General features: G+C 68.6%; 8 protein-coding genes (1 of these 8 cut by a window edge). 6 read left to right on the plus strand and 2 right to left on the minus strand.

Features of this window, described 5'->3' with window-relative positions; translation table 11 throughout:
- The 4 genes from FK531_RS13480 to FK531_RS13495 all read left to right on the plus strand — a co-directional run.
- On the plus strand, window positions 1–18,651 hold the 3' portion of the coding sequence (locus tag FK531_RS13480; RefSeq protein ID WP_142100103.1) for a non-ribosomal peptide synthase/polyketide synthase. The gene continues 14,124 nt to the left of window position 1, outside the view; only the last 18,651 of its 32,775 coding nucleotides appear in the window; its start codon lies beyond the left edge, outside the window; its stop codon occupies window positions 18,649–18,651.
- A gap of 65 nt (window positions 18,652–18,716) precedes the next feature.
- A complete protein-coding gene (locus FK531_RS13485; protein WP_142100105.1) occupies window positions 18,717–18,938 on the plus strand; it encodes an MbtH family protein in 222 nt (73 codons plus the stop codon).
- 151 nt (window positions 18,939–19,089) lie between these two features.
- A complete protein-coding gene (locus FK531_RS13490; RefSeq protein WP_142100107.1) occupies window positions 19,090–19,677 on the plus strand; it encodes a hypothetical protein in 588 nt (195 codons plus the stop codon).
- Window positions 19,678–19,763: 86 nt separating this feature from the next.
- Window positions 19,764–20,138 carry a hypothetical protein gene (locus FK531_RS13495; protein WP_142100109.1) on the plus strand — a complete coding sequence of 125 codons (375 nt, stop codon included), beginning with the start codon at window positions 19,764–19,766 and terminating at the stop codon, window positions 20,136–20,138.
- Between the two features lie 691 nt (window positions 20,139–20,829).
- Here FK531_RS13495 and FK531_RS13500 read toward each other — a convergent pair.
- Window positions 20,830–21,525: a GntR family transcriptional regulator gene (locus tag FK531_RS13500; protein ID WP_142100110.1), complete on the minus strand. Its 696-nt coding sequence runs from the start codon at window positions 21,523–21,525 to the stop codon at window positions 20,830–20,832.
- 105 nt (window positions 21,526–21,630) lie between these two features.
- Window positions 21,631–22,776: an acyl-CoA dehydrogenase family protein gene (locus FK531_RS13505; RefSeq protein WP_142100112.1), complete on the minus strand. Its 1,146-nt coding sequence runs from the start codon at window positions 22,774–22,776 to the stop codon at window positions 21,631–21,633.
- A 226-nt stretch (window positions 22,777–23,002) separates the two neighbouring features.
- On the opposite strand from FK531_RS13505, the gene FK531_RS13510 reads away from it, so the two are divergent.
- A complete protein-coding gene (locus FK531_RS13510) occupies window positions 23,003–24,562 on the plus strand; it encodes an aldehyde dehydrogenase family protein (RefSeq protein ID WP_142100114.1) in 1,560 nt (519 codons plus the stop codon).
- Window positions 24,559–25,461 carry an oxygenase MpaB family protein gene (locus tag FK531_RS13515; protein WP_181762944.1) on the plus strand — a complete coding sequence of 301 codons (903 nt, stop codon included), beginning with the start codon at window positions 24,559–24,561 and terminating at the stop codon, window positions 25,459–25,461. Before FK531_RS13510 ends, FK531_RS13515 begins: the two co-directional genes overlap by 4 nt.
- Window positions 25,462–25,491: the final 30 nt, after the last annotated feature.

Below are 25,491 nucleotides of genomic sequence, written 5' to 3' on the forward strand. Positions count from 1 at the left end.
GCGATCGTCGGCGATCTCGACATCCTCGACGCTGCCGAGCGCGAGTGCCTGCTGGCGCGGTGGAACGACACCGACGAGCAGTTCACCGACCGGACCCTCGCCGACCTGTTCGCGTCGCAGGTCGCGGCGACCCCGGACGCGCTGGCTCTGTGGTCCGAGGGCGCCGAACTGAGCTACCGCGAGTTCGACGCACGCGTGAACCGGTTGGCGCGCAGGCTGATCGAGCACGGCGTCGGCCCCGAGTCGTTGGTCGCGCTGGCCATCCGGCGCTCGACGGACCTGGTTGTCGGGATGTACGCGGTCGCCGTGGCGGGCGGTGCCTACGTGCCCGTCGACCCGGACCACCCGGCCGAGCGGATCGGACACATTCTCGAGACCGCGAACCCGGTCTGCGTGCTGTCCACCGCGCGAGACGAATTCGACGGAGCAGGGGACAGGTCTGTCCTTCTTCTGGACCGCGAGGACCTCTCCGGATACTCGGATGCCCCGATCACGGACGCCGACCGGATCCGCCCGCTGCGCCCGCAGCACCCGGCCTACGTGATCTTCACGTCGGGTTCGACCGGCCGGCCCAAGGGTGTGGCCGTGAGCCATTCGGCGATCGTCAACCAGTTGCTGTGGATGCGTGCGGAGTTCGGGCTCGACGGTTCCGACGCGGCCCTTCTCAAGACCGCCGCCACCTTCGACCTGTCCGTGTGGGAGTTCTGGACTCCGGTGGTCTCGGGCGGTCGCCTTGTCATCGCGAAGCCGGGCGGCCATCAGGATCCGGACTACCTGCTCGGCCTGATCCGGACGCAGGCCGTCACCACGCTGCACGCGGTGCCGTCGATGGTGTCGATGCTCGGTGTCGCCGCATCCGATGGCGCACTGTCTGATTCGCTGCGCCGTGTGCTCGCGATCGGCGAGGCGCTGCCCGCGGCGACCGCGCAGGCGTTCCGGGCGTCGAACGCCGCGAGCCTGTTCAACCTGTACGGCCCGACGGAGGCCGCGGTCTCGGTGACCTCGCACGAGGTCACCGATCTCGACGTCACCTCGGTGCCGATCGGCGCACCGGAATGGAACACCCGCGTCTACGTCCTCGACGGTCGACTCAACCCGGTACCCGCCGGGGTGGCAGGCGAGCTGTACCTCGCCGGTGCCCAGCTGGCGCGCGGCTACCACGGGCGCGCCGACCTGACCGCGGACCGGTTCGTTGCCGATCCGTTCGGTGCGCCGGGCGCGCGCCTGTACCGCACCGGAGACCTGGTCACCTGGCGCGCGGACGGCGAGCTCGAGTACCTCGAGCGCAGCGACTTCCAGGTCAAGGTCCGCGGCTTCCGCATCGAGCTCGGCGAGATCGAGGCCGCGCTCGCGCGCGAGGAGTCCGTCGCGGCGGTGGTCGTGACCGCCCGTTCGGACGAGCGCACCGGCGACCGGCTGGTCGCGTACGTGGTGCCCGCGACGGGAGTCGACCTCGACGTGGCGCAGCTGAAGGCGGCCGCGACGGCGGCCCTGCCGAGCTACATGGTGCCCTCGGCCTTCGTGGCGCTGGAAGCTCTGCCGCTGAACATCAACGGCAAGATCGACCGGAAGGCCCTGCCGGATCCCGAGTTCGAGGCGGTTGAGTTCCGGGCGCCGGTCACGGACGTCGAGAGGCTCGTGGCGCAGGTCTTCGCAGACGTTCTCGGCGCCGGCACTGTCGGCCTCGACGACGACTTCTTCGCCCTCGGCGGCAACTCGCTGGTGGCCACCCAGGTCGCGGCCCGACTGGGCGCCGCACGCGAGACCCGGATTCCGGTGGCCTGGCTGTTCGAGGCCCCCACCGTCGGCGAACTCGCGACCCGGGTGCAGGCGCACACCGGTGACGGTGACCGCGTCGCGTTGGTTGCCGGTGCGCGTCCGGAGCAGATTCCGCTGTCGTTGGCGCAGCAGCCGATGTGGGTGCTCAACCGGATCGCACCGGACTCCGCCGCGTACAACATCCCCGGCGGCATCAGGCTTTCCGGCCGACTCGACGTCGCGGCGCTCGAAGCGGCCGTGCTCGACGTGTTCGAACGCCAGGAAGTGCTGCGGACGGCGTACCCGTACGGCTCCGACGGCCCGGTCCAGCAGATCGTCCCGATGTCGGAGACGACGCTCGACCTGGCGCCGATCCGAGTCGACGAGCAGACCCTGGCCGCGCGGGTGGCGGAGTCGGTGGGCACCGGCTTCGACGTGACCACCAGCGCGCCGGTGCGGGTGCAACTGTTCGAGCTGAGCAGTACCGAGCACGTGCTGCTGATGGTCGTGCACCACATCAGTGCCGACGGCTTCTCGATGGGGCCGCTGGCCCGCGACATCGTGCTCGCCTACACGGCACGGGTGGCCGGCGAGGCGCCGAACTGGGCGCCGCTGGCGGTCCAGTACGCCGACTACAGCCTGTGGCAGCGTGAGGTGCTCGGGTCGGAGGCCGACCCGGACAGCGTGATCTCGCGTCAGATCGCGCAGTGGCGAGAGACGCTGGCAGGTCTGCCGGATCAGCTCGACCTGCCGTCCGACCGTCCGCGACCGGCAGTCCAGACCTTCGGAGGAGGACGCCTGCCCTTCGAGGTGCCGGCGGCGACGCGGCGTGCACTCGAGGACTTCGCCCAGGCCCGTGGGCTCACGCCGTTCATGGTCGTGCACGCCGTGCTCGCCGTGCTGCTGGCGCGGCTGAGCGGCACCTCCGACATCGCGATCGGCACCCCGGTCGCCGGGCGCGGCGAGCAGGCGCTCGACGACATGATCGGCATGTTCGTCAACACCCTGGTGCTGCGCACCGAGGTCGACGGGAACGCGTCGTTCGAGGACCTGCTGGCGCAGGTGCGCCGCCGCGACCTGGATGCGTTCGGGCGCGCCGACGTGCCGTTCGAACGCCTCGTGCAGGTGATCAATCCGCAGCGTTCCACCGCAAGGTCCCCGCTGTTCCAGGTCGCGCTCTCGTTCCAGAACCTGGGCCCGGCAGCCATCGACCTGCCGGGGTTGACCGTCTCCATGGAGGAGGCGAACCTCGACAGCTCCAAGACCGACCTGCAGTTGACCCTGCAGCACGGTGCGGCCGACGAGCCGATGGCAGCCGAGTTCACCTATGCCACAGACCTGTTCGACGAGTCGACGGTGGCCGGCTTCGCCGAGCGGTTCGTGCGGATCCTCGAGTCGATCCTGGTCGAGCCGGCGGTCGCGGTGGGCGACATCGAGATCCTGGCCGTCGACGAGCGTGCCGACCTGGTGCGACGCGTCGATTCGACGGTGGGTCCGGACGGCCTGCGGAGCGCCTCCGATCCGCGGCTGCTCGCGGACATCTTCGCGACCTCCGCGGCGCGCAACCCCGACGTGCTCGCTCTGACCGGCGAGACCGGACAGCTGACGTACCGCGAGCTGGACGAGCGGTCCTCTCGACTGGCCCGCGCGTTGATCGCCCACGGTGCCGGTCCGGAAACCGTTGTGGCGCTGGCAATCCGCCGGTCCGTGGAGTCGGTCTTCGCGATGTGGTCGGTGGTGAAGACGGGTGCCGCGTTCGTGCCGGTCGACCCGTCCTACCCGGACGACCGCATCACCCACATGGTCACCGACTCTGCGGCGGTGATCGGCGTGACCGTGGACGAGCATCGTGCGCAGCTGCCCGATTCGGTCGCGTGGGTGACGCTGGACGAGATCGAGGCGCAGGCGGCGGGGCTGTCATCCGCGCCGGTGACCGACGAGGACCGCATCCGACCGCTGCGGATCGCGAACCCGGCGTACGTCATCTACACCTCGGGTTCGACCGGGCTGCCCAAGGGCGTCATGGTCACCCACGCCGGCCTCTCCAACATCGGCGACCAGATGGTCGACGACTTCCCGGTCGAGCCCGACATGCGCACCCTGCACGTCGTGTCCCCGAGCTTCGACGTGTCCATCTACGAACTGGTGCTGCCGGTCCGGGTCGGCACCACCCTGGTGGTCACCCCGCCGGACGTGTGGGGCGGTGAGGAACTCGCGGATCTGCTGCGTCGTCAGCGGGTCACCCACATGATGATCACCCCGTCGGCGCTGGCATCCGTCGATCCGTCCGGCCTCGACCACCTGCGCGTCATCGCCGTCGCGGGTGAGGCCTGCCCGCCGGAACTGATGGCGAAGTGGGCGCCGGGTCGCCGCTTCTTCAACGGCTACGGCCCGACCGAGACGACGGTTCTCTCGACTGCCACCGGCCCGTTGGTGCCCGGACAGCAGATCACTGTCGGTCTCCCCACCGCGGGTATCCGGAACATCATTCTCGACGACCGGCTGCGGCCGGTTCCGGTCGGAGCCGTCGGCGAGCTGTACCTGTCCGGACTCGGGTTGGCTCGCGGCTACCGGTCCCGACCCGGTCTCAGCGCGGAACGATTCGTTGCCGACCCGTACGGCGCACCGGGGGAGCGGATGTACCGCACCGGCGACGTCGCTCGGTGGACCCGGGGCGGCGAGGTCGACTACCTCGGGCGCACCGATTTCCAGGTGAAGGTGCGTGGCTTCCGGATCGAGCTGGGCGAGATCGACGCGGTGCTCGCCGCGCAGCCCGAGATCGACTTCGCGTTCACGGTGGGGCACACCGCGGCCAACGGCGTCACCTCACTGGTCTCGTATGTGATGGCCACGGACGGCGACGAGGTCGACATCGATGCGCTCAAGGTCGCGGTCGGCGGCAAGCTGGCGGCGCACATGGTGCCGGCGGTGATCATGACGCTCGACGAGATCCCGCGTACCCCGGTAGGCAAGTTGGACCGGAAGGCGTTGCCGGAGCCGGTGTTCGCGGCTCGCGAGTACGTCGCGCCGACCACTGCCCTCGAGGCGGTTGTCGCGGACGTGTACGCGGACGTGCTCGGTCTCGAACGGGTCGGCGCCGACGACGACTTCTTCGAACTCGGCGGCAACTCGCTGATCGCGACCCAGGTCTCCGCGCGATTGGGCGCCGCGCTGGACGCGTCGGTTCCCGTGATCGTGCTGTTCGAGGCCACGACGGTGCGTGACCTCGCCGCCGCCCTCGAGTCCCGGATCGGACTCGGTGGCCGGGCGCCGCTTGTCGCGCATGAGCGTCCGGACGCGCTGCCGCTGTCGCTGGCTCAGCAGCGGATGTGGTTCATCAACCGGTTCGAGCCGGATTCGGCGGCGTACAACATTCCGGTCGCGATCCGGGTCACCGGAACTCTCGACCTCGCCGCACTGCAGAGTGCGATGTTCGACGTGCTCGAACGCCACGAGTCGCTGCGCACCATCTTCCCCGAGATCGACGGGGTCGCGCGTCAGCTGATCGTGCCCGCGGCCGACGTCGTGCAGGACCTGAGTCCGGTCGACGTCGTCGAGTCGGAGGTGCTCGAGCGGGTGGTCGCGGTGCTGTCCGCGCCGTTCGACGTCACCGCCACGGTGCCGCTGCGTGCGTCCCTGTTCGCGGTGGGTGCGGACGACCACGTCCTGGTTCTTGCCGTGCACCACATCAGCGCGGACGGCTGGTCGGTCGCCCCGTTGACTCGCGACGTGATGGTCGCCTACGCCGCCCGCAGTGCGGGGCAGGCACCGGACTGGTCGCCGCTGCCCGTGCAGTACGCGGATTACGCGTTGTGGCAGCAGCGCGTGCTCGGAACAGAGGACGATCCGGCATCACTGATCAGCACCCAGTTGGACTACTGGCGCGGTGCTCTCGCGGGTCTGCCCGAGCTTCTCGAACTGCCGACCGACCGGCCCCGGCCGGCAGTCGCCAGCAACCGAGGGGCGCGGCTGCCCTTCGAGATCGACAGCGAGTTGCGCGACGGAATCGAGCGGGTCGCACGCGAGCAGGGCGCGACGCCGTTCATGGTGCTGCACGCGGCGCTCGTGGTGCTGTTCGCGCGTCTCTCCGGCAGCACCGACATCGCCGTCGGCGCCCCGATCGCGGGCCGCGGCGAGGCCGCCCTCGACGACCTCGTCGGCATGTTCGTCAACACCCTCGTGTTGCGTACCCGGCTGGAGCCGTCCGACACCTTCGCGGAGGTCCTCGGGCGGGTCCGCGACGGCGACATCGCGGCGTTCGGTCACGGCGACGTGCCGTTCGAACGGCTCGTGGACGCTCTGTCCCCCACGCGGTCCCGGTCGTACTCGCCGTTGTTCCAGGTGTCTCTGACGCTGCAGAACCAGCAGCAGACCGAGCTCCAGCTGCCCGGACTGACAATCGGTGCGCTCGATGCCGGTGTGCGGGTGACCCAGTTCGATCTGGACCTGACGGTCGGCGACTCGATCGCGACCGATGGTGAGCCGATCGGGATGGCGGCTGACTTCACCTACGCGACAGATCTTTTCGACGAGTCGACGGTCGCAGGTTTCGCGGACCGGTTCGTGCGCATCCTTCAGGCGGTCACCGCGGACCCGCGGGCCGTGATCGGCGACGTCGACATGCTCGCAGCCGCCGAGCGCCGGCGAGTACTGCAGCAGTGGAACCAGACCGAGGTCGCGGTCGCCGCATCGATCCTGACCGACCCGTTCGACGCGCAGGTCGCCCGCACCCCGGATGCGGTGGCACTGGTGTTCGAGGGTGAGGAACTCAGCTATCGAGAGTTCGACGAGCGGGTGAACCGGTTGGCGCGCAAGCTGATCGCCGACGGGGTCGGACCCGAGACGCTGGTCGGACTTGCCGTGCGTCGCTCGGTGGAGCTGATGGTCGGCATGTACGCGATCGTCAAGGCGGGCGGCGGATACGTGGCGATCGACCCCGATCACCCGGCCGAGCGCACCGAGTACGTACTCGAGTCCGCGGCACCGGTGTGCCTGCTGACCACGAGCCGGGACCGGGGCTGCCTGCCCGCGGGCCTGCCCGTGATCGAGATCGACGCGATCGACCTGAGCGGATACGACGCCTCGCCGGTCGAGGACGGCGAACGTCGTGCGCAGTTGCGCCCGCAGAACACCGCGTACGTGATCTACACGTCGGGCTCGACGGGCCGACCCAAGGGAGTCGCGGTCAGCCACCTGTCGATCACGAACTACCTGGCCTGGCTGGTCGACCGGTACTCGATGACCGCCGCCGACCGTGTGGTGCAGAAGGCGCCTGCGACGTTCGACGTGTCGCTGTGGGAGTGCTTCGCGGCCCTTCAGGTCGGCGGCCGGGTGGTGCTCGCGACCCCGGACGGGCATCGTGACCCCGAGTACCTGGCCCGACTGATCCATGAGCAGTCGATCACCATCGCCGAGTTCGTTCCCTCGATGCTCGGCATGTTCCTCGCGGCCGGCACGGCCTCGTCGCTGGAATCGCTGCGGTTCGTGATCGCCGGTGGCGAGGAGCTCTCGCCCGCACTGCTGCGAGACTTCGCGGCGACCACGGGCACGAGCATCGACAACACCTACGGTCCGACCGAGACGACGGTCGGCATCATCTTCGAGCCGGGCGTGGAGCGGCTGGCCGGAGACCTGGCCACCGTGCCGATCGGCGGCCCGAGCTGGAACGCGCGTGCCGTGGTGTTGGACACCCGGTTGCATCCGGTCCCGGTGGGTTCCGCGGGTGAGTTGTACCTGTCGGGCGTCCAGCTGGCTCGCGGCTACCTCGGCCGCGCGGATCTCACCGCCGAACGGTTCGTGGCCGATCCGTACAGCGAGTCCGGCGAGCGGATGTACCGCACCGGAGACCTGGTGCGCTGGAATGCCGACGGTCAGCTGGAGTTCCTGGGCCGCACCGACTTCCAGGTGAAGCTGCGCGGCCTGCGGATCGAGCTCGGCGAGATCGAGTCGGCTCTGATGCGCTCCGAGGCGGTGGCACAGGCTGTTGTGACCGTGGTCCGCAGCCGACACGCCGGCGAGCACCTGGTCGGCTACGTGACCACGCGGACCGGGGTCACGACGACCGGACCTGAGCTGCGCGCAGTGGTTGCGGCCGAACTGCCGGCGTACATGGTGCCGTCGCAGATCCTGCTGCTCGACGAGTTCCCGCTCAGCAGTGCAGGCAAGGTGGACCGGAAGGCACTGCCGGAACCGGACTTCGCGGCGGCGACGGTCGAGTTCCGCGAGCCGGGCACCGCGGCCGAGGTCGCGGTCGCGGCGGTGTTCGCGGAACTGCTCGGCGTCGAACGCGTCGGAGCCGACGACGACTTCTTCGCCCTCGGCGGCAACTCGCTGTTGGCCATGCGCCTGGTGTCCCGTGTCGATGCCGCGCTCGGCTGTGCGCTGGGCGTGCGTGCGGTGTTCGAGGCCTCGACGGTCGCGGGCCTGGCCCTGCAGGCCGAGCGGGCTGTGGCGTCGGCGTCAGCGCCCGCGCTGATCGCCCGACCGCGTCCGAACCGGATCCCGTTGTCGTCGGCGCAGAACCGGATGTGGTTCCTCAACCAGTTCGATCCGACCTCGTCCGCCTACACGATTCCGCTCGCGATCCGGCTTCAGGGCGCCCTCGACGTCGAGGCGCTCGAGCGCGCGGTCCGCGACGTGATCGAACGGCACGAGTCATTGCGGACGGTGTTCCCGCACGACGGTCAGGGGCCGGTCCAGGTGATCCTGCCTGCGGACCGGGTAGAGCTCGATCTGGCTCCCGTGGACACCGACCCCCAGGACCTGGCGGCCCGTCTGGTCGAGATCCTCGGCGCCGGTTTCGACGTGACGGCCGCGGTCCCGGTGCGGGGAGCGCTGCTGCGTACCGGCACCGACGACTACGTGCTGTTGATGGCGGTCCATCACATCAGTGCGGACGGTGTCTCGACGGGTCCGCTGGCCCGAGACCTGATGCTGGCCTACGCATCCCGCACCGCGGGGCAGCCTCCGGTCTGGGCGCCCCTGCCGGTGCAGTACGCGGACTACACGATGTGGCAGCACGAGGTCCTCGGATCCGAGAGCGACCCGGAGTCGTTGGCCACCCGGCAGATCGGCTTCTGGAAGGACGCCCTCGCGGGCCTTCCGGACGTGCTCGAGTTGCCGACCGACCGGCCGCGTCCGGCGGTTGCCTCCGGCCGCGGTTCACGACTGCCGTTCGAGATCGATCCGGAGGTGGTCGCCGGCATCGGGGCGCTGGCCCGCGAGTACGGCGTCACCACCTTCATGGTCGTGCACGCCGCCTATGCGGTGCTGCTCGCGCGACTGTCCGGCGGCAGCGACATCGCGGTCGGCACGCCGATCGCCGGCCGCAGCGAGGCGGCACTCGACGACCTCGTCGGCATGTTCGTCAACACCCTCGTGCTGCGCACCGAGGTCGACTCGTCCGCGTCCTTCGGAGATCTGCTCCGGAGGGTTCGGGCGGCCGACCTCGCCGCGTTCGGGCATTCCGAGATCCCCTTCGAACGACTCGTCGAGGTGCTCAACCCGGCTCGTTCGCAGTCGCATTCACCGCTGTTCCAGGCGTCGATGACGTTCGAGGTCGACGAGGACTCCACCCTCGAGCTGCCCGGGCTGACGATCCGAGGGGTCGACCACGAGGCCGACACCACGCAGTTCGACCTGACACTGATCGTCACGGAGGGCGTCGAGGTCGGCGGCCGTCCCGGCGGGATGGCTGCCGCGTTGCGGTACGCCACCGACCTGTTCGACCCGGCCACGATCGAGTCCTTCGCGCAGCGGTTCGTGCGGATCCTGCGCGCCGCGGTCGCGTCGCCCGAGGTCCTCGTCGGCGACGTCGACGTGCTCGGCGACGCCGAGCGCGAGCGCGTGCTGTTCGACTGGAATGCGACGGACGAGGTGGTCGCCCCGCAGACTCTGGTCGAGTTGTTCGACGAGCAGGTCGCCCGCACGCCGGACGCGATCGCACTCAGTTTCGAGGGCGCGACGCTGACCTACTCGGAGTTCGACGAGCGGGTGAACCTCCTGGCACGACACCTGATCGCGCTCGGGGTGGGCCCGGAGGCGTTGGTGGCGATCGGGATCCGCCGGTCACTCGAGATGATGGTGGCGATCTACGCGGTGGTGCGGGCGGGCGGCGCGTACGTGCCGCTGGATCCGGATCAGCCCGCCGACCGCATCGGCCACATTCTCGACACCGCGAACCCGGTGTGCGTCCTGTCCACCTCGTGGGACGGATTCGACGGTGCGGGGGACAGGTCTGTCCTGTCCATCGACCTGCTGGACGTGAGCGGTCTGGAAAGTCGGCCGATCACCGATGCGGACCGGGTGTCGCCGTTGCGGCAGGAGAACACGGCATACGTGATCTTCACTTCCGGTTCGACGGGTCGGCCGAAGGGCGTGGCGGTCTCGCACGGCGCGATCGTCAACCGCCTGGTGTGGATGCAGGACCACTACGGTCTCGGCGCCGACGACGCGGTGCTGCAGAAGACCCCGGTCACCTTCGACGTGTCGGTGTGGGAGTTGTTCTGGCCGTTGCAGGTTGGTGCGCGCCTGGTGATCGCCGTTCCGGACGGACATCGGGATCCTGCCTACCTTGCGGAGACTGTCGCCGCGGAGTCCGTGACCACGATGCATTTCGTGCCGTCGATGCTGGCGGTGTTCGCTGCGGAACCATCTGCGGTGCAGGCTGTTTCGCTCGTCCGGGTGTTCGCGTCCGGCGAGGCCCTGCCCGCCGAGACGGCGGACCGGCTGCGTGCGGCATTGCCGCTGGCACGGCTGCACAACCTGTACGGACCCACCGAGGCCGCGGTCGACGTCACGTTCCACGAGGTCACCGAAGCGGATCGGACGAGCGTGCCGATCGGCGCGCCGGTGTGGAACACCCAGGTCTTCGTGCTCGACGCCCGGCTGCGCCCGGTCCCGGTCGGGGTGTCCGGCGAGCTGTACCTGGCCGGCACCCAGCTGGCCCGCGGCTACGTCGAGCGGCCGGACCTGTCGGCGGACCGTTTCGTGGCGAACCCGTTCGTGCCGGGTGCCCGGATGTACCGCACCGGTGACCTGGTGCGCTGGAGTCGCGCTGGGGAGATCGAGTACATCGGCCGCACCGACTTCCAGGTGAAGCTGCGCGGCCTGCGGATCGAGCTCGGCGAGATCGAGGCCGCACTGACGAACCTGCCGGAGATCGCGCAGTCGGTCGTCGTGCTGCACCGCGATCCGGTCGCGGGCGAGCGGCTCGTCAGCTACGTGGTGCCCTCCGCGGGTGCCGAGATCGAGTCCGGTGCGGTGAAGTCAGCACTGGCCGCGACGTTGCCCGCGTACATGGTGCCGGCGGCGCTCGTGGTGCTCGAGGAGTTCCCGCTGGGTGCGTCGGGGAAGTTGGATCGCAGGGCGTTGCCTGCCCCGATGTTCGAGGCACGGGTCTTCCGTGCCCCGGCGACCCCGGTCGAGGAGATCGTCGCGGCCACGTTCGCGGACCTCCTCGGCGTCGAGCGCGTCGGCGCCGACGACGACTTCTTCGAGCTCGGCGGCAACTCGCTCATCGCCACCCAGGCGGCGGCGCGGCTCGGCGCGGCACTCGACACCACCGTGCCGGTTCGCGTGCTGTTCGAGGCATCGACTGTCGCGACGCTTGCCGCGGCGATCGGCGCCCACGCCGGAAGCGGTCGAGGGGTCGCGCTCAGCGCGCAGCCGCGGCCGGACCGGATCCCGCTGTCGCTGGCGCAGCAACGGATGTGGTTCCTCAACCGGTTCGACAACCAGAGCGCGGTCAACAACATTCCGGCCGCGGTCCGGCTCACCGGGGACCTCGATGTCGCGGCATTGCAGGCGGCGTTCGCGGATGTGGTTGCCAGGCACGAGATCCTGCGCACGGTGTACCCCGAGTACGAGGGCACCGGGCACCAGGTGATCTACCCGGCCGGGGAGTTCGCCGTCGATCTGAGGCCGGTACCGGTCTCGGCAGCCGAACTGCTCGACCACGCGGCGGCTTTCGTCACGACCGGATTCGACGTGACGGCCGATGTTCCGTTGCGGGTCGCGTTGCTGCGGGTCGAGGACACCACGCCGGCAGCAGATCAGCACGTACTCGTGTTCGTGGTCCACCACATCTCCGCGGACGGTTTCTCGATGGGACCGCTCGTGCGTGACCTGATGCTGGCTTACGCGTCCCGGATCACGGGCGAGGCGCCGTCGTGGGAGCCCCTGCCGGTCCAGTACGCGGACTACAGCCTGTGGCAGCGTGCGGTGCTGGGTTCCGAGGAGGACCCGGAGTCCCTGATCTCGCGTCAACTCGGGTACTGGACACAGGCCCTCGCCGGGTTGCCTGCACAGCTGGACCTCCCGGCCGACCGGCCGCGTCCGGCCGTCGCCTCGAACCGCGGTGCGGCGGTCGGATTCGACCTGGATGCGGATCTGCACGTCGGGCTCGGTGCCGTCGCCCGTGCACAGGGAGCCACCGTGTTCATGGTGGTGCACGCCGCCCTCGCCGCACTGCTGGCCCGGTTGTCGGGTACCTCCGACATCGCGATCGGTGCGCCGATCGCCGGACGAGGCGACGCCGCGCTCGACGATGTCGTCGGCATGTTCGTCAACACGCTGGTACTGCGGGCGGAAGTCGATCCGGCGGAGTCGTTCACGGAGCTGCTGGGGCGGGTCCGGACGACGGACCTGGGTGCGTTCGGACACGCGGAGGTGCCGTTCGAGCGGCTGGTCGAGGTGCTCAACCCCGCGCGGTCGCAGGCACGGCACCCGCTGTTCCAGGTGGCGCTGTTCTTCCAGAACCTGGCAACGCCCAGCCTCGAGTTGGACGGGCTGAGTGTCGCGGGCGTCGAGTTCGACGAGGAGATCGCCAAGTTCGACCTGCAGGTCACCGTGTCGGAGAACTACGACGCCGACGGGGCGCCCGCCGGGATCCGGGTGCACCTGACCTATGCCACCGACCTGTTCGACGAGGCGACGATCGTGCGGTTCGGGGATCGGTTCGGTCGGATGCTCGGAGCGGTGGTCGCAGACCCGGCGGCAGTGGTCGGCGACGTCGAGTTGCTCGAATCGGACGAGCGCACGATGCTGCTCGAGCGGTGGAACGATTCGGTGCACGCATTGCCGGCCGGACAGCTGTTGCTGGACGGGTTCCGTCGCCAGGTCGCCGCCACGCCGGACGCCACCGCCGTGGTGTACGAGGGCCAGATGCTGACCTACGCCGAGTTCGCCCACAAGGTGAGCCGACTGGCGCGGCTGCTGGTGGCCGAGGGAGTCGGACCGGAGTCGTTGGTGGCCTTGGCCATCCGTCGGTCGCTCGACCTCGTCGTGGGCATCTACGCGGTGCTCGAAGCGGGTGGTGCGTACGTGCCGGTGGACCCGGACCACCCGGTGGAGCGGATCGGGCACATCCTCGACACGGCCGACCCGGCCTGCGTGCTGACCACCGCGAGAGACGGCGTGGAGGTCCCGGGCGACCGCACGGTCCTCAGGATCGACACCGTGGACCTGTCCGCGTACGCGGCTGCGCCGCTGACCGACGCGGATCGTCGTGCACCCCTGATGCCCTCGCACCCGGCCTACGTGATCTTCACGTCGGGATCGACCGGAAAGCCGAAGGGCGTCGCGGTCAGTCACGGCGCGATCGTGAACCAGATGGAGTGGATGCAGGGTGAGTACCTGCTCGACGGCTCCGACGTGTACCTGCAGAAGACCGCGACAACGTTCGACGTGTCGCTGTGGGGCTGGTTCATGCCGCTGCGAGTGGGTGCCTCGTTGGTGGTCGCGACCCCCGACGGCCACCGCGACCCGGTGTACGTCGGTGAGAAGATCGCCGAGCACGGTGTCACCGTGACGGACTTCGTACCGTCGATGCTGACGGTGTTCTCGGAGTACGCGGCCGGCGCGCCGCTGGGCTCGCTGCGGCACGTGTTCGTGATCGGTGAGGCGCTGCCGGCGGAGACGGTGCGTGCGTTCGCGGCGGTCAGCTCGGCTCGGCTGCACAACCTGTACGGGCCGACCGAGGCAGCGGTGTCGATCACCTACCGGGAGGTGACCGGTGACGGTCACGCGGCGGCGGTGTCGATCGGACGGCCGCAGTGGAACTCGCAGGTGTTCGTCCTCGACTCGCGGCTGCGACCCGTTCCGGTGGGAGTGCCGGGCGAGCTGTACCTGGCGGGCGACCAGCTCGCCCGCGGCTACTACGGCCGGGTCGACCTGACGTCGGATCGGTTCGTGGCCAATCCCTTCGGCGAGCACGGCGAACGGATGTATCGCACCGGCGATCTCGTGTACTGGGGTGCGGACGGGGAGCTCGGCTACATCGGGCGCACCGACTTCCAGGTCAAGTTCCGCGGCCAGCGGATCGAGCTGGGCGAGATCGAGACGGCGTTGCTCGCGCACGAGACAGTGCTGCAGTCGGCCGTGCTGGTGGTCTCCACCGCGACGGGTGATCAGTTGGTGGCATATGTGGTGCCGTCGCAGGGCGCGCAGGTGGTCCAGGCGGATCTCGTCGGCTTCGCGGCGACGTCGCTGCCCACCTACATGATTCCGGCGGCGGTCGTCGTGCTGGACGAGTTCCCACTGAACTCGTCGGGCAAGTTGGACCGTAAGGCGTTGCCGGCGCCCACGTTCGAGGCAAGGGAGTACCGCGCGCCGGAGACCGCGTCCGAGCGACTGGTCGCCGAGACCTTCGCCGACGTGCTCGGCGTCGAGCGAGTCGGTCTCGATGACGACTTCTTCGAACTCGGCGGCAACTCGCTGGTCGCGATGCAGGTCGCCGCGCGGCTGGGCAGCGCGCTCGACACCCGTGTCGCGGTGCGTGAGCTGTTCGAGACCACCACGGTCGAGCTTCTCGCCGCAACGCTCGACGCCGCGGTGGGCGGGGACGGCCGGATTGCCTTGACGGCCAGGGAGCGTCCGGCCCGGATTCCGCTGTCGACCGCGCAGTCGCGGATGTGGTTCATCAACCAATTCGACACCGGGTCGGCGGCGTACAACATTCCGGTCGCGGTGCGGTTGTCCGGCGCGCTGAATGTCCCGGCACTGCAGGCCGCGGTGGCTGACGTGGTCGACCGGCACGAGGTGCTCCGCACCGTGTACCCGTCCGTGGACGGAACCGGCTCACAGGTGATTCTCACCGCGGAGCAGGCGATCCCGGAGCTCGAGCTGGTGTCGGTGCCCGAATCGGCACTGATCGACCGGGTGATCGAGACGGTGACGACGGGCTTCGACGTGACCGAGCAGGTTCCGGTGCGTGCGGCTCTGCTGCAGGTCGCGCCGGAGAACGACGGCGCGGCACCCGCAACCGGCGAGTTCGTGCTGGTGCTCGTGGTGCATCACATCGCGGGCGATGCGCTCTCGATGGGGCCGCTGGCCCGCGACGTGATGGCGGCCTACGCTGCCCGGTCCGCCGGCCACGAGCCCGGCTGGGCCCCGCTTGCGGTGCAGTACGCGGACTACACGCTGTGGCAGCGTGAGGTGCTCGGCAGCGAGGACGACTCGCAGTCGCTGATCGCTCGCCAGCTCGCGTACTGGACGCAGAACCTGGCGGGGCTCCCGGACCAGCTGGAACTGCCCGCCGACCGGCCCCGGCCGCCGGTGGCCTCCCATCGAGGCGCGAGCGTCGACTTCGGGGTGGACGCGGATCTGCACGGCGCGCTGACCGACTTGGCCCGCCGGCACAATGCGACTCTGTTCATGGTCGCGCACTCCGCGTTGGCAGTGCTCCTGGCACGGATGTCCGGCAGCGGCGACATCGCGATCGGTACGCCGGTCGCGGGCCGTGGCGAGGCCGCGCTCGACGACCTGGTCGGCATGTTCGTCAACACGCTCGTGCTGCGGACGACCGTGGCCCCGGGTGCGACCTTCGAGGAGTTGCTGGCCCACGCACGGGAGACCGACCTGACGGCCTTCGCGAATGCGGATGTGCCGTTCGAGCGACTGGTCGAGGTTCTCTCACCGGAACGCTCGCAGAGCCGGCACCCCCTGTTCCAGGTCGCTCTGGCCTTCGGAAGCCACAGCGAGGGCGGGGCGGTCGAGCTACCCGGACTGCGGGCCGAGGGCCTCGATCTCGACGCGACGGTCGCGAAGTTCGATCTGCAGCTGAACCTGGCCGAGCGGATCGACGAGAACGGGCAGTTCGCCGGGTTGACCGGCGGAATCGACTACGCGACCGACCTGTTCGACGAGCGAACGGTGATCGATCTCGCTGACCGATTCCTGCGGGTGCTCCGCGCGGTCGTTGCCGAGCCGGCAGCAACGGTCGGAGAGATCGACACCCTGGACAGCGCCGAACGGTTGGCGCTGACCACCCGACTCGGAGCGGACGGGGGCGAGCCGCAGACCCTGGCCGGGCTGCTGGCCGCCGGCGCGACCATGGATCCGGACCGGGTGGCGGTGACCGACAGTGGTCGCGAGCTGACCTACCGCGAGCTCGACGAACGATCCTCACGGCTGGCGCGTGTGCTGATCGAACTCGGGGCAGGCCCCGAGGAATTGGTTGCCGTGGCGTTGCCGCGGTCGATCGAGTCGGTGCTGACGGTGTGGGCTGTCGCCAAGACCGGCGCGGCCTTCGTCCCCGTGGATCCGAAGTATCCGGCCGACCGCATCGCCCACATGCTGACCGACAGCAGGGCAGTCCTGGGCGTGACCACCGCCGGGTTCGCGGCGGAGTTGCCCGCTCAGGTGCGCTGGGTCGCAATCGACGACGACGCCGTCGTCGAGAGGTGCTCGGCGGTCTCACCGGCCCCGATCGTCGATGCGGACCGCGTCGTGCCGTTGCGGATCGAGAATCCGGCCTACGTGTTCTACACGTCGGGTTCGACCGGCAAGCCGAAGGGCGTGGTCGTCACCCATTCCGGATTGGCGAACCTCAGCTACTTCGCCCGGACGAGGTACTGGATCTCGGCCGAATCGAGGACGTTGCACTTCGCTTCCCCCAGCTTCGACATCTCGGTCAACGAGCTGTTGTTCGCGACCGGTTCGGGCGCGACGATGGTGATCGTCCCTCCGACCGTCTACGGCGGAGCAGAACTGACCGAGCTGATGCGGCGTGAACGCGTCACGCACCTGGTGATCACCCCGTCGGTGCTGGCGTCGGTCGATCCGTCCGTACTGCCCGACCTGCGGGTCGCCGTGGTCGGCGGCGAGGCCTGCCCGCCGGAGCTGGTGGCGCGATGGGCAGGCTCCCACGAGCTCGTCAATGGGTACGGTCCGACCGAGGCCACCGTCATGGCGACCTCGGGCGAACCGTTGGTACCGGGACAGCAGGTCACCATCGGTGGACCGGTCAGCGGGGTGCAGACCCTGATTCTCGACGGCCGACTGCAGCCGGTGCCGCGCGGTGTTTCCGGCGAGCTGTACCTGGCTGGGCCCGCGTTGGCCCGCGGCTACCGCGGCCGGGTGGACCTCACGGCCGAGCGGTTCGTGGCCAACCCGTACGGCGAGCCCGGAGGTCGGATGTACCGGACCGGTGACGTGGTGCGGTGGACCGAACGTGGCGAGATCGAGTACCTCGGCAGGTCGGACTTCCAGGTGAAGGTGCGCGGTTTCCGGATCGAGCTGGGCGAGATCGACGCAGCGTTGTCGGCCCACGAGGATGTGGAGTTTGCGGCCACGATCGGGCACACGAACGCGGCGGGCTCGACCTCGTTGGTCTCGTACGTGTTGCCGGCACCCGGCCGCACGGTCGATCCCGCGCAGCTGACCCAGTTCGCGGCCCAGTCGCTGACCGCGTACATGGTGCCGGCGGCCATCATGGTGCTCGACGAGATCCCGGTCACCCCGGTCGGCAAGCTGGACCGGAAGGCCTTGCCGGAGCCGGTCTTTGCGGCGCGCGAATTCCGGGCGCCGACCACCAGGACAGAGGAGGTCGTCGCCGAGGCATTCGCGGAGGTGCTCGACGTCGAACGGGCGGGTGCGGACGACGACTTCTTCGAGCTCGGCGGCAACTCGTTGCTGGCGACGCAGGTGACGGCACGGATCGGCGCCGAACTGGCGCTGCGGGTTCCGGTGCTGTGGCTGTTCACCGATTCGACGGTGGCGGCGTTGGCGGCGCGGGTGGAGTCGGCGCGACTCGGACTCGAGAACCTGTCCGACGACGCGGTTCTCGACGTGCTGATCCCACTGCGGGCGGGCGGATCGAAACCCCCGGTGTTCTGCATCCATCCGGTTCTCGGAGTCTCGTGGGCGTTCGCCGGGTTGGGCCCGCACATCGACCGTGAGCGGGCGATCTACGGGCTGCAGTCGCCGGCACTCTCGGGCGCCGCGTTGCCGGAGTCGATCGAGGCGTGGGCGCGGGTGTACGTCGAGCAGATCCGAACGGTCCAACCGGAAGGTCCCTACCACCTGCTCGGGTGGTCGCTCGGCGGCATGATTGCGCATGCGATGGCGTCGCAGTTGCAGGCGATGGGTGAGGAGATCGGGACGCTGGCCATGATGGACAGCTATGCGCACTCGCCCACCGAGGGTTCCGTCCAGGGGCGGGACATGAGTGCAGCCGATCTGCTCGGCGGGCTTCTCCCTGCTCTGCTGGCCGATGACGGTGTGGCGTCCGTTCTGCCGCTGGAGACGCTGGCCGCGGAGGAACTGTCCGAAGACCTGTTGGAGGGTATCCTCGGGAATCTCCCCGCTCCGTTCAATGCGATGAGCGCAGAACGGATCTCGGCGGCCATCGAGTCGGTGGGTCAGGCGAGCGCCATGACCGACGACTACGTGCCGCCCAAGTTCAAGGGCGACGTCCTCTACTTTGCTGCACTCGAGGACGACCCGAGCGGCACCGTCGGCGCCGACACCTGGCAGGAGGTCGTCGACGGACGAATCCTCGTGCACGGTGTCGAGGCAGACCACTGGGGGATGGCTGCGCCGGCCGCGCTCGCTCGGATCGGGGGGGTGCTGAACGCGGAGTGGAGCCGCGAGGACATCGCCGTCGAGGAGTAGCGGTGGCAGCGAACAGATCGTGAAAACAATGGCGCGACAAGTGCAGTGACGAGAGAGGTAGATCGATGAGTAACCCCTTCGACGACGAGAACGGCCAGTTCCTGGTCCTGGTGAACGACGAGGGTCAGCATTCACTGTGGCCCATGTTTGCCGAGATCCCCGCGGGCTGGACCGAGGTACACGGCCCGGCCTCGCGGCAGGACTGCATCGACTACGTCGAGACGAACTGGACCGACATGCGCCCGAAGAGCTTGATCGAGGCGATGGCGGGCGACGTCGCGCAGTAGCCGTCCCACGCGAAGCCGGCCCCGGAAGTTGTGTTCGGGGGCCGGCTTCTGCTTGTCCTGTGGTAGCTCGAAAACCGGTGCAGCATAGACTGATTCATGATCTGCTTCGCTCGGTCCGGCTGGTCCTCGCAAAATGGAAGGCAGTTCCGAATTGAACAAGCGAATCCCCGCCGCGGTGGTCGTCGCCGTGGCTTCGGCACCGCTGCTCGCGTGCGCGCTCGCGACTCCCGCTGTCGCCGATTCCGCAGGCGTCAAGGCGGAGGCGATCGGATACGGCTACGACGTGCACGTGTCCTTCCTCAACTACACCGATCAGCCGGTCACATGTTCAGCTCAGCTCGACGATGATTCGAACCAGGAGACGGTGTCGGGCCCCGCGAGTAGTTGGATCGGCGGAACCCGGCCCGGTTACGGGGCGAACCTGGGTGTCGTCGTTCTGAACGCCGGCCGCGCGGGAAACTGGCATGTCGAATGGACCTGCAGCGGTTCCCAGGAGTCGTGGGGCACGCAGCCGATGTCGCCCACCCCGACGGCCCCGCCGATCGCGGTGACCACCGCGGCACTCGAAGTCTACGGAGTGCACACCGGATCGGCGGCACTCGATTCTGGTTCTGCTGCAGTTGATATCGGAGTGGGTGCACTCCTTCGGGGCGCGGGGAGCTCGGTCCATGAAACCCCACTGTGTCGAATCATGACACGTGAGAACTTCCCGATCACCTGTGGACCCCCCTCGTACTGACCGGACGTCGGAACTTCGATGTCGACACCGCAGACTGGGTGCGGCGAAAGCGTGCGTGTCCGGCCCGCGGATGGTGAACTTCACGTATGACCGCTGCAATCGACATCTTCCTGATCCTGCATTTCATCGGCCTCGCGGCCATCATCGGCTCGTGGATGACCGTGCTCAGGGCGCCGCGAGTGATCCCGGGGATGCTGCACGGCGCCATCCTGCAGGTTGTGTCCGGACTCGCGCTCGTGGGTCTCAACGAGGCGAACGACGCGACGCTCAACCACACCAAGGTCGCCGTCAAACTGGTGATTGCCGTGGTGATCCTGGTGCTGGCGGTGGTCGGGTTGCGTCAGCAGAAGGCGACCGTCGCGAGCGAGTCGGGTGTGGCGGTCGCGACCTCCACCGTGACCCTCGCCCAGGCCATCGGCATCCTCGCCGTCGCCAACGTGATCATCGCCGTCGTCTGGTAGCCGCTGGTGTCGAGGTTGAATTCGTTATCGGCGGGGCTCTGTCCGGGGCGACGTCACCCACAACCTTCGTGAAGGAGTCCTCACTGGGCTCAGTAGAGAGACTGTCGGGGTTCGCTCAAGGACCTCGCTTGGCGGAGGTCGGAGGGTGCACGCGTTGTGTTTGACGAATTATATTGTGCAAGAAAGATATTCGTACTTCATCTCGGTCGATGCTGATATCGTCATGCCCAGGCGTAGGCATTTGCAGCCGTCCGGTGCCTACTGGCGCCATCGTGGTCGTCGATTTGATCGGAGTGCGGAATGGGTAGTTTCAACGTACGTCGTGTTGCATCGGTGGTTGTCGTCTCGGCCGTGTTGGCCGGTGGCGTCGCCTCCGGGGTGGGTCTGGCGTCCGCATCGCCAACCGGATCTGTCCAGGCCGGCGGATCCGTTGACGCCCTTTCCTCGCCTACCATGGCCAACCCGTTGATTTCATTCCCCGTGATCGCTCTCGATGCCGTGGTCGGAGTGCCGCTCGTCAAGCTCTTGGTTGCGACCGGGAGCATCCGAGACTGCTCCGGTTTTGATCACTGCATGATGACGTAGGGGCCTTCCTCGCCCGCTTCGTTGTCGGCTCCCAGTGAGCTGCACGCCATGCAATCGACACCTACTTGCGGTCCGCGGGGGGCTCGCTCTATCCGGCAGCGGCCGCTCAGTCCCAGATGCCGGCCTTCTCCAAGTGTGCGACAAGACGTTTCGCGCCATCGGTGAAGTGGGCTCGGGTCTCCCGGCCAGCCCTGTCCGCGTCACCGGCCGCCAGCGCGTCGATCAGGCGGGTGTGGCTGGCGGTCGCCGCCTCGCCCCACCCGCGGTCGCCGGAGTAGAAGTGCACGGGGGTGTAGCGGATGGCGTTGAGCAGGAACCAGGACAGCTTGTTGGCCCCCGCGAGGTGGTTGAGCACCCGGTGGAAGCTGAACTCGAGATCTTCGATCCGGCCGGCGTCGGACTCCGAGACCGCCTGCGCAAGATCGGCATTGACGGACCGCAGTTCGTCGAGAATCTCCGGAGTCACCTCGGGGGTGGCGCGGATCGCGAGCTGCTCGGCGATCTGGCCCTGCAGCCAGAAGAGGTCGTTGATGTCGCCGCGGGTCAGCGAGGCCACCACGTAGCCGCGGTGCGGCACCAGTTCGACCAGCCCCTCGCCACGCAGCGTCAGGAGGGCCTCGCGCACCGGGGTCACGCTCACCCCGAGTTCGGCGGCCGTCTCGTCGAGTCGGATGAACTCGCCGGGCCGCACGCCGCCCGACATGATGAGTCCCCGCACGTGCACGGCGACGTCGTCGGACAGTTGCGGCCGGCGGCGCAGCCCGCGTCCCCCGGAGTTGCGTGAGGTGGCGGAGGTGGTCATCGAGGCTCCTTCTTCACGCCAGACAGCATAGGCGCAGGCGGGCGGTCCCCTCGCGGGTTTGTCGCGGTACCGGCCGCGCGGGCCGAGCCCACGCGGCCGCCGCGGTCACAATCCGAACGTCTTGCCGATGATGTCGCGCTGGATCTCGCTGGTGCCGCCGAAGATCGTGGACACCAGGGTTGCACGGACGTGCTTCTCCATGTCGAACTCGGCGGCGTAACCGTAGCCGCCCATCATCTGCATGCCCTCGAGTGCAACGCGCTTGGCTGTCTCGGTCGCCTTCAGCTTGGCCATCGACGCCTCGCGGGCCAGCATCTTGTCCGGATGTGCATCCGCCTCGCGGGCCACGCTGTAGACCAGCAGTTTGGTGCATTCGATCTCGGTGGCGAGGTCGGCCATCCGGTGTCGCAGCGCTTGGAAAGAGCCGATGGCCCGACCGAACTGCTTGCGTTGGGTGATGAATCCGAGGGTGTCCTCGAACGCCCGCTCGGCGGTGCCCAGGATCATCGCCGAGAGGATCAGCCGCTCGAAGTTCAGCCCGGTCATCAGTTGCCGCCAGCCGCCCCCGACCTCGCCGACCACTGCGTCAGCGGGCAACTCGCAGTCGGTGAAGTAGAGGTCGTTGGTCTCCTTCTGGCCGCCCATCAGTTCGATCGCGCTGATCTTGAGGCCGGCGGTGTCCGCGGGTACGTGGAACATCGTCAGGCCCTCGTGCTTGCTCTCGCCCCGACTGGTGCGCGCGACCAGCAGGATGTTCTCGGAGATGTGAGCGTTCGAGCACCAGGTCTTCTGGCCGTTGATCAGCCAGCCGTCGGACGTCTTCTCCGCCTTGGTGCTCAGATTGCCTACATCGGAACCGGCCTCGGGCTCGGACATCGAGATCGACTGGGATGCACCACGAACGATGCCGCGCAGTACGTTGTCCTTCTGTTCGGCGGTGCCGAACCTCTCGTACGCCCCACCGGTGATCAGGGTCGGCCCGATGGCACCGATCGGAGCCATCCCACGCGCGGTCTCCTCGAGCAGGATGCACATGTCGACCATGGTCGCCGCGGATCCTCCGTAGGCCTCGGGCACGGTCAGTCCCAGCCATCCCAGGTCGGCCATCTTCTCGTAGAGGCCCTGATTGTGATTGTGGGCGCCGCGGTCGGTGAGCTGGTCACGCTTCTCGCGGGTACCTGCCTCTCGCTTGCAGAAGTCGGCGACGGCCTGGCCGAACGCCCGCTGTTCGGTGCTGAACTCAATGCTCATCTCGGTGATCTCCGTCGGTCGAGTCGGTCCGGATCTTGTCGTCTCGGGGGTCGGGCTGCGCGGGGTCTTGTCGACCGATGCCGCGCGGCCTACTGTGATGCCCACCACGCTACAGCAAATCACATATATTTGATGTGATCTGCATACGGATTGCGGTCGTTCGGCAAAGGTTCATGTCGACGAACCGTCGTCGGTAGCCGAGCCACAGACATCGGAGGAGCCAGCCATGCCCCAGCGGACCACCAAGCAGCCGAGTGAGACCGCGACCGACGATCGCTCGGTGTCCGCGCCACAGGGGGGCGCGGACACCGAGGGTCCGTCGATCGTCGAGTCGCTCGATCCGCGCACGGGTGAGCTGCTCGCGAGCTATCCGGTGGCAGGCGAGACCGAGGTGGCGCGGGTGGTCGAGCGGGCCCGCGGGGCAGCCCAGTGGTGGTACGACATCGGATTCGACGGCCGCAAGGGGTGGCTGCAGAGTTGGAAGAAGGCGATTGCCGCGGATGCGCAGTCCCTCGCGGCGGTCATCTCGGCCGAGACCGGAAAGCCCGCCGACGACGCCCTGCTCGAGGTGATGCTCACTGTCGAGCACCTGGACTGGGCGTCGAAGAAGGCCGGCAAGGTGCTCGGCCGCAGGAAGGTGTCGGCCGGCCTGGTCAGCGCCAATCAGGAGGCCACCGTCCGGTACCAACCGCTCGGCGTCGTCGGCGTGATCGGACCGTGGAACTACCCGCTCTACACCCCGATGGGATCGATCTCCTACGCCCTCGCCGCGGGAAATGCGGTGGTGTTCAAGCCCAGTGAACTCACCCCCGGCGTCGCGGCCTGGATTGTCGGCAAGTGGAACGACCTCGTGCCGAACCAGCCGGTGCTGCAGGTGGTCACCGGTTTCGGGGCAACCGGCACGGCGCTCTGCCGGTCCGGTGTGGACAAGATCGCGTTCACCGGCTCGACCCCAACCGCGAAGAAGGTCATGGCCACCTGCGCCGAGACCCTCACCCCGATCGTGGCCGAGTGCGGTGGCAAGGACGCGATGCTCGTGGACGCGGATGCCGACCTCGAGGAGGCGTCGACTTTCGCCGTGTTCGGTGCGATGGGCAACGCCGGCCAGACGTGCGTCGGAGTGGAGCGAATCTACGTGGCGGACAAGGTGTTCGATACGTTCGTGCAGAAGGTCACGGAGAAGGCGAAGCGTCTGCGCCTCGGCGGCGGGGCACACGACTCCTACGGGCCGATGACACTCGGTAGGCAGTCCGAGGTGGTCACCGAGCAGGTGGCGGACGCTCTCGCCAAGGGCGCGACCGCGGTCCTGGGCGGGCCCGAGTCGGTGCGCGCTCCCTACGTCGAGCCGGTCATCCTCGCCGACGTTCCGGAGGACAGCATCGCGGTCACCGAGGAGACCTTCGGCCCGACCGTCGTGATCAACCGGATGGCCGACCTCGACGACGGGGTGGCGAAGGCCAACGCGTCGGGATATGGCCTCGGTGCCTCGGTCTTCACCCGCAATCGGGGCCGCGCGGTGGCGGCGGCCGAGCGCCTGCGCTCCGGGGTGGTGACCATCAACTCCGTCCTCGGCTTCGCGGGGGTGCCTGCGCTGCCGTTCGGTGGAGTGGGGGAGTCCGGCTTCGGCCGCATCCACGGAGCGGACGGCCTGCGCGAGTTCAGTCGGGTGAAGTCGGTGACTCGCCAGAAGTACAAGGCGCCGTTGAACCTGCTCACGATGGAGCGCAAGCCGCGTGACATGAAGATTGCGGCCTGGATGTTGCGCGCCCGGCACGGACGGAAGTGAGAACGGTGCTGCTGACCGACCGGAACTCGGTGCCGCGCGGCAGATACGGCTGGCTGCGCCGGATAGAGCAGCTCGACCCGGTCGCCGACCACCAGGAGATCCACCGGATCACTGCCGGATTCGAATTCCCGTGGGACTACACGCGTTCCCTCGAGTTCGCATTGTTCCGGACCTACTGTGTCCCGACCATCTCGGCGTTGCTGCGCAAGACCGGAGAGTTCGAGAAGCGGCCGCAGAAGCGGTACGACGACACCGCGCTGCTGATGGCCGAACTGGTCGAGCACGGTTACGACTCGGCCCGTGGCCGGGAGTCGCTCCGGGTGGTCAACCGGATGCACGGCAAGTACGACATCGACAACGCGGACATGCTGTATGTGCTCACCACCTTCATCTACGAGCCGCTGGACTGGATCGACCGCTACGGATGGCGCCGGCTGCATCCGCACGAGCGACTCGCCGCGTTCCACTTCTACCGAGGGGTGGGCCTGCGCATGGGGATTCGTGAGATCCCGGACGACTTCCAGGAACTGCACCGGTTCAAGATGGACTACGAGCGCGACCACTTCCGGTACACCGACGACAATCACGCGATCGGGACCTACACGCGAGATCTGTTCTGCTCCTGGTTCCCGCGCCCGCTCCGACCGTTGGTGGGGGTGGGAGTCAATGCGATGCTCGACCCGATGATGCTCTCGGCGTTCGGCTTCCGCTCCGCTCCGGGGTGGATCAGGTCGGTCGCGGACGCGTCGCTCGCCGGGCGGGCCAAGGTGCTGCTGCTGTTCCCGCGACGAGCCACGTCCAGGTCGACGCGCGAGCCCGGTAACCGGACCTATCCGGGCTACCCCGTCGGCTACCGGCCGAGCGATCTGGGCGCCGACTCGGACTACCGCCACGGCTGAGATTCGTACTCGAGCGGCGTCGCGGTCGTG

This window comes from Rhodococcus spelaei (genome assembly GCF_006704125.1).
In the GTDB taxonomy this organism is placed as follows: Bacteria; Actinomycetota; Actinomycetes; order Mycobacteriales; family Mycobacteriaceae; genus Rhodococcus_G; species Rhodococcus_G spelaei.

Coding starts and splice junctions, on each gene's coding strand:
- FK531_RS13510 (WP_142100114.1), top strand. CDS start 23,003: ATGCCCCAGCGGACCACCAAGCAGCCGAGTGAGACCGCGACCGACGAT.
- FK531_RS13500 (WP_142100110.1), bottom strand. CDS start 21,525: ATGACCACCTCCGCCACCTCACGCAACTCCGGGGGACGCGGGCTGCGC.
- FK531_RS13485 (WP_142100105.1), top strand. CDS start 18,717: ATGAGTAACCCCTTCGACGACGAGAACGGCCAGTTCCTGGTCCTGGTG.
- FK531_RS13505 (WP_142100112.1), bottom strand. CDS start 22,776: ATGAGCATTGAGTTCAGCACCGAACAGCGGGCGTTCGGCCAGGCCGTC.
- FK531_RS13495 (WP_142100109.1), top strand. CDS start 19,764: ATGACCGCTGCAATCGACATCTTCCTGATCCTGCATTTCATCGGCCTC.